A 13,926-nucleotide genomic window follows, 5' to 3' on the forward strand; every position below is an offset into this window, starting at 1 on the left:
ACCGTCTACGGTTTACACAGAGCCTGTATACATGCCACTGTGTTCACTCCGGCGACTCTGCCTTCGCCGGATCGGTGGTACAGGGGGGCTTGACGGGGTCAAAGTGCGTCATTACATCCAGCACATGTTCGTGCGCCATAACACGCTCACGGGCGCGCACCGCAATAGCATGGCCTTGGGCAATGGTTAGCTGCCCATCCATTTCAAGGTCTACTTCAACCAGAATCATATCGCCGCTACGACGGGTTTTCAGGTCATGAATACCCTGTACGCCGGGCGTGCCTACCAACTGCTCATGGATACGTTCGACGGTTTCCTGGTCGACGGAGCCGTCCACCAGATCATGAAACGACGCGTAGGTAAACTTCCACCCCATGCGGGCAACCATGAGCCCGACAATAAGGGCGGCGAGCGGGTCGGCCAGGTGCAGGCCTGCCAGGTTGGCCACAATGCCCACTGCGACGACCAAGGAAGAGGCGGCATCTGAGCGGGCATGCCAGGCGTTGGCGGCCAGCATTGATGAGCGAACGCGCTTTGCTACACGCAACATGTAGCGAAACAACCCCTCTTTGGCGACCAGCGCGACCAGCGCGACAGCCAGGGCAATACCATGCACTTCGGGTATGGCCTCGGGGTTTTGCAGTTTGGTTAAGCTGTTCCAGAGCAGACCAATGCCCACGGCCAGCAAAATTAAGCCAATAGACAGTGAGGCAGCGGTTTCAAAACGCAAATGCCCGTGGGGGTGATCGGCGTCAGGCGCTTTCTGGCTGTGCTTGTTGGCGACCAGCACCACGCCGTCAGAGACCAAGTCAGAGAACGAGTGCAGGGCATCGGCGATAAGCGCCTGAGAGTGCGCAAATATGCCGATGAGAAGCTGCAACACCGATAAAACGATGTTGACGGCGACGCTGACCAGGGTGCTTACACGCCCTGCAGCCTGGCGATCCAGACTGTTGTGCGCATTCATAAATGACACCTGCCTCTTAGTTAATTGATGCGCATACCGGGTTGCGCACCAGGCCATGGCTCAAGTACATAAATACCTGCATCGGTCTTGTCATCGGCATGGCTGGCGGCCAGTACCATGCCCTCAGAAACGCCAAACCGCATCTTGCGCGGTGCCAAGTTGGCCACCAGTACGGTCAGCTTGCCGGCCAGATCAGCCGGTGCATACGAAGACTTAATGCCCGAGAAAACCTGGCGATGGCGGCCTTCGCCCACATCAAGTGTGAGTTTTAGCAGTTTGGTGGAGCCTTCAACTTCTTCACATTGCACAATACGCGCGATGCGTAGGTCGACCTTGCCAAAATCTTTGATGTCTATGGTGTCGGCAATGGGCTCACCACCCGGCACAATGGCAGGCGTTGCGTCGGCGGGTGGCTCAAACAGGTCATCAAGCAGCTTGGGCTCTACACGCGTCATAAGGTGCTTGAATGCGTCAATATGTGTGGGCAGAACGCTTGCGTCAGCCCACAGAAAGCTGCGCGGCCCACCAAACAGCTCTTTGGCTACGCGCTCGGTAAGAACGGGAAGCACTGGCGTTAGCATGACTGAAAGTGCTTTGAAGCCTGCCAGGGCGCGCGAACACACGTTTTGCAGCGCGGCCTTTTGCTCATCGCTGGCGGTAGCGATGCCTTTGGCCATTACCCACGGCTGAGCGGCATCAAACGCCTGGTTAATCTGGTCAGCCAAGGCCATGATGCGGCGTACGGCTTTGCCGTACTCGCGGCTTTCAAGCTCTTCGCGAACGTTGTCGGCCACTTGCTGGCACTCGTTTTGCAGGGCCTGCACGTCGCCTGTATAGGCCAGCTTGCCATCGAAATGGCGGCTGATGAAGCTTGCAGCGCGGCTGGCAATATTTACGTACTTGCCAATAAGGTCGCTGTTGACGCGGGCGATGAAGTCATCGGGGTTGAAATCGATGTCTTCGACATGCGAATTGAGCTTGGCAGCGATGTAATAGCGCATCCATTCGGCGTTCATGCCGATTTCCAGGTAGCGCAGGGGCGAAATACCCGTGCCACGGCTTTTGGACATTTTTTCGCCGCTGACAGTAATGAAACCGTGAACATGCAGGCCGTCAGGCGTTTTACGACCCGAAAACTTAAGCATGGCAGGCCAGAACAAGGCGTGGAAATAGACAATGTCTTTGCCGATGAAATGGTATTGCTCGGTGTTGCCGTTGGGGTCGAGCAAGGCGTCATAGTCAATGCCTTGCAGGGCGCAATACGCTTTGAGCGATGCCAGGTAGCCTACGGGCGCGTCAAGCCAGACATAAAAATACTTGCCGGGCGCATCAGGAATGGGAATACCAAAATATGGCTCGTCACGAGAGATATCCCAGTCGGCCAGGTTGGCTTCGCTGTCTGCATCGCCGGTGCCCAGCCACTCGCGGGTTTTGGCCAGCACTTCGGGCTGCAGGTGTTTGCGGCCTTGTGCGTTGCTGCCGGTAGTCCATTGTTGCAAGAATTCAACACAGCGCGGGTCGGACAGCCTGAAGAAAAAGTGCTCAGATGTTTTCAGTATGGGGCGGGCGTTGGTGAGCGTGGAGTAAGGCTCTATGAGTTCGGTGGGCGTGTACACGGCGCCACACGACTCACATGAATCACCGTACTGGTCTTTGGCATGGCAGCGCGGACACTCGCCCTTAATGTAACGGTCAGGCAGAAACATGCCTTTTACCGGGTCGAAAAACTGCTCAATTTCGCGGGTTTCGATCAGGTCTGTCGCTTTGAGGGCACGGTAAATGTCTTGCGACAACGTCACGTTTTCGGGGGTGTCGGTCGAGTGCCAGTGATCGAACTTAATGTGAAAACCGTTCAGATACTGTGGGCGCTCGCTGGCGTAGCGCTTGACCAGTTCTTGCGGGGTAATGTTTTCGGCTTCCGCCTTGAGCATGATGGGCGCACCGTGCACGTCATCAGCGCCTACGAAATGTACCGTATGGCCTGCCATTCGCATCGCACGCACCCAGATGTCGGCCTGGATATATTCCATGATATGGCCGATATGAAAGGAACCGTTGGCGTAGGGCAGGGCAGTGGTTACAAAAATCGTACGCGACATGTTTGTGATTTCAGCTTTTTGAGGGTGAAGAGAGGGTAAAGCTGGATTTTAGGGCTTTCCCTCAGATTGTGCTTGGGCGCGCCATGAAACCGGACGCGTTCGTATTGCTTTCATATACAACTTTGCCTCGGCCACGTGCGCAACGGTGTGCGCTCGTGGCCGAGGCAAGGTCAGGAAATGTGAATTTTGGCGGTTGGGTCTTGTGGCCCGCTCCGCTAGGCGGGACGCCGTACTGGTTTTGCGCTAAGGTATTTCGCGCATTTCGATGTCAGTGACATCTTTGGTCGGGAATATGGGTTTGCGCGCGGCTGGCGCAGCCTGGCGCCGTTGCTCCCAGTAAGCACGGGCACCGAAAGGGCGGCCCTTAACGCGGGCGACGATATACAGGATGCCCACTGCAATAGCGGTGGATATCATGAATATAAATGCCATCGCCATTCCGAATAGGGCGAGTGCAAAAAACAAGATGCCGCGGATAATTTGGTTAAATGTATTCATCGTATTTATGTTGACCATGATTGTGGAAAAAGATTCCTTCAATCCGTAATTCTTGACCTCTCAGTGTATTCTTCAGGGCGGGGTCTGTCGAACTCAGGGTAAATTCGTGGTTTCTTCCACTGTACATCCCGGCTTCTAGTTCTACAACAGCCAGTGACCACTACAGAAACGTACTGAAACGATTTTGGCGCCCAAGTGGCGTTACGCTTGTTTATTGATTTGGAGCAGTTATGCAGATTATCAGCCACGCGGTGCAACCCGGCCTCAGACCCATGCCTAATGTGCGCAATATTATTGCCATTGCCTCGGGCAAGGGTGGTGTGGGCAAAAGCACAACCGCCGTCAACATCGCTCTGGCGCTGGCGCGCTCGGGTGCGCGCGTCGGGCTGCTGGATGCCGACATATACGGCCCCAGCGTACCCATGATGTTGGGCCTGTCTGGCAAACCCAAGAGTGTGGACGGCAAATTCATGGAACCGCTTGTTGGCCATGGCTTGCAGGCAAACTCCATTGGCTTTCTGATCGACCAGGACGCCCCTGCCATCTGGCGCGGCCCTATGGTCACGCAAGCGCTGACGCAGTTGCTTACGCAGACCAACTGGCATGATCTTGATTATCTGATTATTGACATGCCCCCAGGAACAGGTGATATTGCACTGACCATGGCACAAAAAGTGCCACTAACCGGCGCTGTCATTGTGACTACCCCGCAAGATCTGGCGCTGGCCGATGCCCGCAAGGGGTTGCGCATGTTCCAAAAGGTTAACGTGCCGGTTCTGGGCGTGGTCGAAAACATGTCTACGCATATATGTACGCAATGCGGGCATGTCGAAGCCATATTTGGCGAGCACGGTGGGCGTAACATGGCAGCCGAATTTAACCTACCCTGGTTGGGAGCATTGCCGCTGCAAATGCGCATTCGCGAGCAGACCGACTCAGGCACACCCAGTGTAGTGGCCGAACCTGAAGGTGAAGCCGCCCGTGCCTATGTTGAAATTGCACAAAAGCTGGCTGCCAATGTAGCGGCATTGCCGCCCGATACGGCATCCAGTGGGCCCACCGTCATATCACGGAAGACCTGATTGCATGCAGAAAGAGGTAGCCGCTAGTTTGCTGGTGTTCGCGGGCGTACTGCAAGTCGCCCGCGCTGACGTTCCTGAGGTAATCATCGACCCTGGTGGTGTACCTCCGAAGGCACTGCAATCTATACAGAATGCGGTGGATGCCATCACGCGCCTGGCGGCTGATCAGGATGGCGGGGAGGTAACGCGGTTGCGCAGGCGCGCCTATCAGGCCACCCTCTCGGCCCTGGAAACCCAGGGCTATTTTTCGCCCGTTGTTACCTTAGAGGTGGGCGAGGACGTGGGCGGTGAAACCTGGGACATCACCATCGAGCCTGGGGAGCGCACCAAAGTCAAAGATGTGCAACTGGTGTTCAAAGGGCAGATCAATCAGCCTCAATTTGAATCCCGAGTCAAAACCCTGAAAAACGATTGGCCGCTAGATAAAGAAATGCCTTTTATCAACCAGGAGTGGCGCAATGCCAAGGTTGAGTTGCTCGATGGCGTAAGTCGCAAAGATTTTTACTTTGCACGTATTGGCAATAGCCAGGCGACTGTTGACGCCGAGGTGGCGCAGGCCGACCTGTTTGTCGAAGTCGACAGCGGCCCGCGTGTAACCTTGGGCCCCGTGAAGGTTAATGGGTTGAAACGGGTTCCGCGAAAGCTTATAGACCGCTATTTGCAGTACCACGTGGGTGACCCGTACAACCAAGATACGCTAGATGATTGGCAGCAAGCCTTGCAGTCAACGGCTTTTTTTCGCGGCGCGTTTGTTACGCTTGATGCCAGCGATGAAGCGCAGAAAGTAGGGGCAGATGGCGAGGTGCAGTTGCCCGTTCAGGTGCAGGTATCCGAGGCACCCGCCCGGCGCGTCACGGCCTCCCTCGGGGTCGACAGCGATTACGGCATACGTGCCGAAGGTTTGTATCGGCAAAACGTCGTATTCGGGCAGCCGGTCTGGATCGAAACCGGGGCCGGGGTCGACAAAGACCGGCAGCGTGCATTCTTTGATGTACACCTGCCGCCCACCCGAAAAGGTTATGTAGACAGTGTGGGTGTGCTGTTCGAGCACTCCGACATCGAAGGCCTGGATAACCGACGTGTCGGTATGGGCTGGAACCGCACGCACGCGTGGAAGGCGAAGGATGGCAGTCGCGTTGATTATGAAACAGAATATGGCGTAGTGGCCGCGCACGACCGCACCCGGATCAGCGGCGCTGACGGTTACGACGTACCCACCATGGTCGGAACCGCGCGCTGGATGCGACGCGATGTTGATGCCAAGTACGATCCGCGTGAGGGTAACCTGATCGAAGTGGGCTTGGGCGCGGGTGTCACCCTCGACAAAGGAGAAACCTTTTATCGTGCGGGTGTTCGCGGCCAGAAGTGGTGGCCCGTGGGGCCACGCGATGTGCTGACCGTAAGGGCTGAAGTCGGCCATGTCTGGACTCAAACCGATCGCCTGCCGCAAGATTTTGGCTATCGTACTGGTGGCGCGCGCAGCATACGCGGTTATCGTTACAAGAGCATAGGTCTGGATCGTGGTGATGCGGTGATTGGGGCAAATGCGCTGGCGGTTGGCAGTATTGAGTACACCCACTATTACACCGAGCAGCTCGGTATGAATGTATTTCTTGACGTGGGTGATGCGGCGCAAAGCTTCCGCGACATGCATTGGGCATTTGGGTATGGCGTGGGTTTGGCGGTGCGTACACCGGCCGGTCCGTTTTTTGTTGACCTCGCGTATGGGCAGCGTGATAAAAAGCTGCGAGTGCATTTTTCCCTGGGTATTGCGTTTTGAATGTAGTGTCACGTTGGCTGCGCACAGTCGTTATCTGGCTTGGGCCCCTCATCGTGTTGTTTACCATGGTGCTGTGCGGTTTCCTTTATTGGGTTATTGCCTCGCCTTCCGGTACGCGCTGGGCACTCGTCACTGCGGCACAGCAGTTCGACGGGCAAGCCAGCCAGGTCTCCGGCACGTTATGGGATGGGGTGAGCGTGGGCAGTTTTTCTGCAACGTTGCCTGATGTAGTGGTGAAACTAGAAGGGTTTCATCTGCAAGTCGACTGGCATGATTTGCTTAATCGCCGTCTGCATGTGCTTGAGCTTTCGGCGGGCGTGGTTGATGTTGACCTCACCGGCCAGGCTGAACCAGACCAGCCCAAGCAACCCTTTAGCATGCCCGAGCTTCCTGTAAAAATAATCGCCGACAATGTCGCGGTTGGGCAAGTGCGCGTTAGCCAGAACGGAGAGCCTCTGCTGCCCGTCGAGCTTTCAAAGATTGCGACCGCACTTTACCTGGACCAAGAAGGCGCTCAACTCTCACTTCGCAGCCTTGACGTTACCCATGAACAATTGGCCACATCCTTTGAGGGTGAGGCCCGCGTTTTGAGCCTGCATGCGCCATGGCCCATGCAGGTAGATCTCGATGTGCAGGCCACCGGCCGTACGCAAGACTCACCACTATGTGCCCGAAACTATCTTGCTACGCTGCCTGTAGAGCAGACCAAAAGTGCAGCGTCCAAGCCTGATGACAAGCGGGCAAACGGTGGGAAGCCAGGCTCCATCGGGAAGCAGGTCACTAACGGAAAACAAGACTCCAACGGACACTCGGCCTCCAACGGACACTCGGCCTCCAACGGAAAGCAGATCAATGACGGCAAACAGGCGAACGACAGCAAACGGGTCGCTGAAGAACAGCGAGCAGTAAGTAACAAGACGGCGCAACCTGCCAGATCCGCTGCAGACAGCAAAGCTTCAATAAACGAGAAGCCAGCTGCAGGCAGCAAGAATTCTCCTGGCGAGAAGCCAGTCGCAGGCAGCAAGAAATCCACCGGCGAGAAGCCAGCTGTAGAAAGCAAACCGTCGGCAGGCACTAAACCATTGGCGGGTAGTGGGCAGGGTAATGGTTCAGTCGAGGACAAGCGTATTGTCGATTCCGCTGCACCGAAGGTGGACGGGAAAACAAAGGCCGCTGCGGGGGAGGTGACGCAAAGCTTTACACCTTGCGTCCTTGACTTGCACACAGAAATAAAGGGCGACCTGAACGCGCTTGATATCACGCTGCGTGGCAGTGGCCAAGGCATGCATGTCAATGCTGACGCCCATATAACGCCTCAAGCCGCGTTTCCGCTGAAACACGCGGTGGCCGATCTTGAGCTGGCCGACGGCTCGACGCTGCGCGGTAAGGTCGACTGGGAGGCAGGCGTGCAGGGCGATGCCACGCTAGACCGCCTGTTTGGCTCACTGAATACGCTCAATCTCAACGTGGGCCAGCTGGTTGGCCCCGTCATCCCCGACGCCCTGCTTACGGTCGATGCTGATTTTGACCTCCTGCTTCAGAACCGCAGTGCGGTGCAGTCTGCCAAAGTGGCGATGAACATTGCACAAGGCTCACGCTGGAACAAACAGGCCTTAAGTGGCCACCTGAATACTCAAATAATCAGCAATAAAAAGACGTCACCCTCCCAGACAGCCGCGTCAGCCGAGACAGGCGCGCTATCCCAGACAGCTACAACGGCTGAAACCGCTGAGGCGTCTAATGGGGCCACGGCAGCGGAGACGGCTGGTCCATCCCGGACAGCCAAGACAGCGCCATCTCAGCCCGCCGCGCCGCCCACCCGTGCTCAGCCGATCAACCCTGCGCAGGCAGAAGCAAAGACGCCGTTTACGGCAACGACGGCTGGCAAAACCCCTGCGTCTGCCGGGCAGGCATCTCAAGGCCTTGAGCTGACGGCAATGCTTGACGGGCTGCAACTGGCCGCGCTCGACATGGATCTGACACTGGGCAAAAACCACGTGAAGGCCAAAGGCGCCCTCGGCGTTGCCGACAACAGTCTTGATCTGGATGTGGTGGCTCCCCAGCTTGACGCTTTCTGGCCCGATATACCGGGCGGCGTTACGGCAAAAGGCGTGGTGGCAGGTACGCTCGCCGACCATAAGGCTGATTTAAAGATCGTATATACGCCCAAAGACAGCAAGGCGAATGAGCTCGGTACGGCACCCGCCGATGTGCACGTTGTGCTGGATGGTCATTGGGGCAAGCGGCCAGGCTCGGATCGCGCCCCTGCCGCGGTCTCAGGGGGCGGCGGCACTTCGCCTGCTCCAAGTGCCAAGGCTAATAAGGCAGAAAAAGTTGTGGCCGCGTCAAATAGCGCCAGTGAGGCACGATTGCCGTCGAAAACGGCGGCGTCAGCTCTGGAGGGTTGGCGTGGCACCCTCAGCAAGCTCGACATCAAGCATGCCAAGTTTGCGGCTGATCTGAAGGCGCCTGTTGCTGTCAGCTTTTATCCCGGTACACAACCGCCAGCATGGGAATGGGAAGTGGGCGCTACAACGCTGGAGCTGTTTATGGGCTCCCGCAAGCTGGTTACTGTGGACCATGCTGGCTCGCGCGGTGGCGCCGGGCGCTGGGAAACCCGTGGCGATGTTAACCATTTGGTTGTGTCGCGTAAGCTTGTGGAAGAAGTGCAGCAGGCCTTGGGTACTTTGGTGGAAACAGCTGAAACCAAAGGCGGCATCAAAATACGCGGCGCAGCCAAGGCCAGCACGACTGAAATCGATCTTGCACTGGATTGGGATCTGAAATTTGCCGGCGCGCTCGAAGGCAGTGCTCACGTCAAGCGTGTTGCGGGCGACGTGATTGTGCCCGCTGAACCTCCTTTCCCGTTAGGCCTCAAAACACTTACACTAGGCATTGAGGCCAGCCGTACCAACAACTCAACCAGTCAAATTCTTCTTGACCTTGACGTTGACACCAAGAAGATGGGCAGCATTTCTGCCAAGGCCAAGACCTTGCTGCATGCTGATGGCATGCGGCTTTATCTGGAACCCAAAGATCCCAAGGCGGTGCAGCTCAAGGCCAACGTCAATGATCTGGGCTGGCTTAGCCTGTTCACCGGTGACGCCATGGAGTTTGGCGGCACCCTTACTGCCGATGTGCAGATGGATAGCAAGCCTGACGGAAAATGGGCGAGTAACGGCACCATTCGGGGTGACAAGTTGCGCGTTGTTCGAATCGATGACGGCATTCGGCTGCTCGATGGTACGTTGCTGGCCAGGGTCACTGATGACAAATTGGTGCTTGAGTCGCTGAAATTTCCTGCACGCCTGCGTACAACGCCTAAAGAATGGCGTACGGCCAAATGGGTCAGTAGCGATCCCGATGCCAAAGACGGCAGCCTGACAATTACGGGCGACTGGAATCTGTTCGAGTCTACCGGCGATATTGACGTGGCATTTCATCGCTACCCACTGCTGCAGCGCTCAGACCGCTACGCCATGATTACCGGCGATCTCAAAGTCGCCCTCGCCATTCCCAAAATTGACGTCACGGGCTCGCTGGTGGCTGATGCCGGCTGGGTAGACCTGGATATGCTCAGCTCAATCCCCACGTTGGATTCTGACGTCGTGGTGATTCGGGCGGGTGATGACAGAAATAAAAAAGAGTCGGCCTCACCCGTTCAGGTTTCTCTGGATATTGATGTCGACCTGGGGCCGCGTTTTTACATTACGGGCTATGGCGTCAACTCGGGTTTGGTCGGCAAGCTGCACATCACCATGATAGGTGACAAGCTCACGGCAATAGGTGCGTTGCATACGCGTGGTGGGGCAGTCGAGGCCTATGGCCAACGCTTGCAGCTGCGGCGAGGGACTATTACCTTTCAGGGCGACATTACCAGCCCCGTGCTCGATATCGAAGCGTTGCGCACAGGGCTGGCCGTCGAAGCCGGAGTGCGGGTCGCAGGCACTGCGCGGCGACCCCGTATTGATCTGGTGTCTTACCCGGCGGTCAGCGAGATCGAAAAGCTGTCCTGGCTGCTGATGGGGCATGGCCCCGATGACTCGGGGGGCGACGCCGCGCTGTTATTCTCGGTGGGCAGCTCCTTCCTCAGTGACGGTGAGCCGTTTTATCGTCGTTTTGGTATTGATGAGGTCACGATGCGCTCGGGCGAGCTTGGCGGCGCCGGCAGCATTTTGCCCGCCGACAGCGTGGTCAAAGGTATGGACTCAGGTAACAGTAATATTGAGCAGCGTTTTGTTGTGGCCAGCAAGGCGTTGTCGTCCGGCTTTACCGTCAGTGTGCGTCAGGCTTTGTCCGATACAGGTACGGTAGGTCATATCAGTTATCGCTTGGCGCGCGGTCTCACGGCTGAGCTCAGCGTGGGTACAGTTAATGGTCTTGCTTTGGTGTATCGCTGGTTCTCGCGCGATTAGCCAGGCAGGTCTGCGCGCTCTGTAGTGAGAGCTATGCGTGGGTGGCCTTATAAGGGGCTAAAATACGCGCCAACATATAAAAGGTAAGGTTATGAGCATTAAGAATGATCGCTGGATCCGGCAAGCCGCCGCCAACGGTATGATCGAACCCTTCGAGCCGGGCCAGGTGCGCTCTGTCGATGGCAAGCGTATTGTCAGCTACGGAACCAGCAGTTACGGGTATGATGTACGTTGTGCAAATGAATTCAAGATATTTACCAATATCAATTCAACGATTGTCGACCCCAAGGCTTTTGATGAAAAATCGTTCGTCGATTTCAAAGGCGATGTCTGCATCATTCCGCCCAATTCATTTGCCCTGGCCCGCACCATAGAATATTTTCGTATTCCGCGCACTGTGCTTACCATATGCCTGGGCAAAAGCACATACGCCCGCTGCGGCATCATCGTCAACGTTACGCCCCTTGAACCCGAGTGGGAAGGCCATGTAACGCTGGAGTTTTCCAATACCACGCCCTTGCCCGCCAAAATTTATGCGGGTGAAGGCTGCGCACAAATGTTGTTCCTGGAAAGCGATGAAGAATGCGAAACCTCGTATAAAGATCGTGGCGGTAAATACCAGGGGCAGACTGGGGTTACCCTGCCTCGCACATAGCTGGAGCAGTACTGATGAAATTTCGCTTCCCCATCGTAATTATCGATGAAGATTACCGCTCGGAAAATGCATCCGGGTTTGGCATTCGCGCCCTGGCGTCGGCCATCGAGGCCGAGGGCGTTGAAGTGCTGGGTGTTACCAGTTATGGTGACCTCAGCTCGTTTGCCCAGCAACAAAGTCGTGCCAGTGCGTTCATTTTGTCGATAGATGATGAGGAGTTCGTGGTGGCGTCGCCTGAAGACGTAGCCAATGCCATCAAGAATTTGCGCTCGTTTATTGGCGAACTGCGTTTTCGTAACGCCGATATCCCCATCTACCTGTATGGCGAAACGCGTACCTCGCAGCACATACCCAATGACATCCTGAAAGAGCTGCACGGCTTTATTCATATGTTCGAAGACACGCCCGAGTTCGTGGCCCGGCATATCATCCGTGAAGCGCGTTCGTATCTTGATAGCCTGGCGCCGCCGTTTTTCCGCGAACTGGTCAAATATGCCTCTGACGGCTCGTACTCGTGGCATTGCCCCGGGCACAGCGGTGGGGTGGCCTTTTTGAAAAGCCCGGTCGGGCAAATGTTTCACCAGTTTTTTGGTGAAAACATGCTGCGTGCCGACGTCTGTAACGCGGTAGACGAACTGGGCCAGTTGCTTGACCATACCGGCCCCATCGCCGAGTCTGAACTGAACGCCGCGCGCATTTTTCATGCCGATCACTGCTTTTTCGTTACCAATGGCACCTCTACGTCGAACAAGATTGTGTGGCATGCCAACGTCGCCAACGACGACGTGGTCGTGGTTGATCGAAACTGTCACAAGTCGATTTTGCACGCCATTACCATGACGGGTGCGATCCCGGTGTTTCTGCGTCCTACGCGCAACCACCTGGGCATTATTGGGCCGATTCCGCTCGAAGAGTTTGAGCCAGAAAATATCCGCAAAAAAATCGAAGCCAACCCGTTTGCCAGTCAGGCGCCCGACAAGAAGCCGCGCATTCTTACGCTTACGCAAAGCACGTATGACGGCGTTATTTACAACGTCGAAATGATCAAGGAAAAGCTGGGTTCAGAAATTGACACCCTGCACTTTGACGAAGCCTGGCTGCCGCATGCGTCGTTTCACGAGTACTACAAAGACATGCACGCCATTGGCGAGAACCGCCCACGTTCCAAAGACGCCATGGTGTTCGCCACGCACTCCACACACAAGCTGCTGGCCGGCCTGTCACAGGCGTCGCAAATTACGGTGCAAGATTCTGAAACGCGGCAGCTTGATCGCAACGTGTTTAACGAAGCCTATTTAATGCACATGTCGACCTCGCCACAGTACGCCATTATTGCGTCTTGTGACGTGGCCGCTGCCATGATGGAGCCGCCCGGCGGTACCGCGCTGGTCGAAGAAAGCATTACCGAAGCCCTGGATTTTCGCCGTGCCATGCGCAAGGTCGAGTCTGAGTTCGGCAAAGACGACTGGTGGTTCAAGGTATGGGGCCCCAACCGTTTGGTGGCTGACGGCATAGGCGAGCGTGACGACTGGCTGCTCAAATCGGGCGACAAGTGGCACGGCTTTGGTGACCTGGCCGAAGGCTTTAACATGCTTGATCCCATCAAGGCAACGGTGGTAACGCCGGGTCTTGATATCTCTGGCACGTTTGCCGACACGGGCATCCCGGCGGCGCTGGTTTCCAAATACCTGACGGAACACGGCGTGGTGGTTGAGAAAACCGGGCTTTATTCGTTTTTTATTCTGTTTACCATCGGCATTACCAAAGGCCGCTGGAACACGCTGCTGACAGCGCTTCAGCAGTTTAAAGACGACTACGACCGCAACAACCCGCTGTGGCGCATACTGCCTGACTTCTGCAAACAGCATCGTCGCTACGAAAAGCTGGGTCTGCGCGATCTGTGCCAGCAGATTCACGAGGCGTATCGCAAATATGACTTGGCACGCCTTACCACTGAGGTGTACCTCAGCGATATGGTGCCTGCCATGAAGCCGTCGGTGGCGTATGCCAAGATGGCGCACCGCGAGTCTGAGCGCGTTAGCATTGATGCCCTTGAAGGGCGTGTCACTGGCGTGCTGCTCACGCCGTACCCGCCGGGCATCCCGCTGCTGATACCGGGCGAGCGCTTTAACCAGCGCATCGTCAGCTATCTGCAGTTTGCACGCGAGTTCAACGCCACCTTCCCAGGGTTTGAAACCGATGTGCACGGGCTGGCACGTGACGTGCAGCCAGATGGTGAAGAGCGCTACTACGTCGACTGCATCAAAGAAGACTAACGGCCGTGGCGATCAGGCAAGGTGGGGTGGTGCAGGCCACCACCCACGACCCCGCCTCTGGGGGCGTACGGGCGAGCGCGAAAAAAACCGGCAATCGGGGCGCTCGCGGTTCGGCGTCGGGCGGTTCGCTTAATCAGGTGTTTGATGTGGCAGT

Annotated in this window: 7 protein-coding genes and 1 pseudogene; 5 read left to right on the forward strand and 3 right to left on the reverse strand. The window is 56.4% G+C overall.

Annotated features, from left to right (window positions below; translation table 11 throughout):
* Nucleotides 1–43: 43 nt before the first annotated feature.
* The 3 genes from FQ179_RS00070 to FQ179_RS00080 form a co-directional block, all read right to left on the reverse strand.
* Nucleotides 44–967 carry a cation diffusion facilitator family transporter gene (locus FQ179_RS00070; protein ID WP_149395261.1) on the reverse strand — a complete coding sequence of 308 codons (924 nt, stop codon included), beginning with the start codon at nt 965–967 and terminating at the stop codon, nt 44–46.
* A 20-nt stretch (nt 968–987) separates the two neighbouring features.
* The gene (metG, locus tag FQ179_RS00075; protein ID WP_149395262.1) at nt 988–3,066 is read right to left on the reverse strand and encodes a methionine--tRNA ligase; all 2,079 of its coding nucleotides are present in this window, start codon (nt 3,064–3,066) and stop codon (nt 988–990) included.
* Nucleotides 3,067–3,309: 243 nt separating this feature from the next.
* Complete coding sequence (locus FQ179_RS00080) at nt 3,310–3,564, reverse strand: hypothetical protein (RefSeq protein WP_149395263.1); 255 nt, start codon at nt 3,562–3,564, stop codon at nt 3,310–3,312.
* Nucleotides 3,565–3,800: 236 nt separating this feature from the next.
* Here FQ179_RS00080 and apbC point away from each other — a divergent pair.
* From apbC to FQ179_RS00105, 5 genes and pseudogenes are all read left to right on the forward strand, one after another.
* Nucleotides 3,801–4,646 (forward strand): annotated as a pseudogene (gene apbC / locus FQ179_RS00085) (iron-sulfur cluster carrier protein ApbC); the annotation flags it as partial.
* 4 nt (nt 4,647–4,650) lie between these two features.
* Entirely contained in the window at nt 4,651–6,426 is a 1,776-nt protein-coding gene (locus tag FQ179_RS00090) for an autotransporter assembly complex family protein (RefSeq protein ID WP_149395265.1), read from the forward strand.
* 5 nt (nt 6,427–6,431) lie between these two features.
* The gene (locus FQ179_RS00095) at nt 6,432–10,841 is read left to right on the forward strand and encodes a translocation/assembly module TamB domain-containing protein (protein WP_255474762.1); all 4,410 of its coding nucleotides are present in this window, start codon (nt 6,432–6,434) and stop codon (nt 10,839–10,841) included.
* A 91-nt stretch (nt 10,842–10,932) separates the two neighbouring features.
* Nucleotides 10,933–11,496 carry a dCTP deaminase gene (dcd, locus tag FQ179_RS00100; RefSeq protein ID WP_149395266.1) on the forward strand — a complete coding sequence of 188 codons (564 nt, stop codon included), beginning with the start codon at nt 10,933–10,935 and terminating at the stop codon, nt 11,494–11,496.
* Between the two features lie 14 nt (nt 11,497–11,510).
* Nucleotides 11,511–13,772 carry an arginine/lysine/ornithine decarboxylase gene (locus FQ179_RS00105; RefSeq protein ID WP_149395267.1) on the forward strand — a complete coding sequence of 754 codons (2,262 nt, stop codon included), beginning with the start codon at nt 11,511–11,513 and terminating at the stop codon, nt 13,770–13,772.
* Nucleotides 13,773–13,926: the final 154 nt, after the last annotated feature.

The sequence above is a fragment of the Pusillimonas sp. ANT_WB101 genome (assembly GCF_008369125.1).
GTDB lineage: Bacteria > Pseudomonadota > Gammaproteobacteria > Burkholderiales > Burkholderiaceae_B > Allopusillimonas.

Bases quoted from the DNA above. Each gene is read 5' to 3' on its own strand.
- FQ179_RS00090 (WP_149395265.1), top strand. From the start codon at position 4,651: ATGCAGAAAGAGGTAGCCGCTAGTTTGCTGGTGTTCGCGGGCGTACTG.
- FQ179_RS00080 (WP_149395263.1), bottom strand. From the start codon at position 3,564: ATGAATACATTTAACCAAATTATCCGCGGCATCTTGTTTTTTGCACTC.
- FQ179_RS00070 (WP_149395261.1), bottom strand. From the start codon at position 967: ATGAATGCGCACAACAGTCTGGATCGCCAGGCTGCAGGGCGTGTAAGC.
- dcd (WP_149395266.1), top strand. From the start codon at position 10,933: ATGAGCATTAAGAATGATCGCTGGATCCGGCAAGCCGCCGCCAACGGT.
- FQ179_RS00105 (WP_149395267.1), top strand. From the start codon at position 11,511: ATGAAATTTCGCTTCCCCATCGTAATTATCGATGAAGATTACCGCTCG.
- metG (WP_149395262.1), bottom strand. From the start codon at position 3,066: ATGTCGCGTACGATTTTTGTAACCACTGCCCTGCCCTACGCCAACGGT.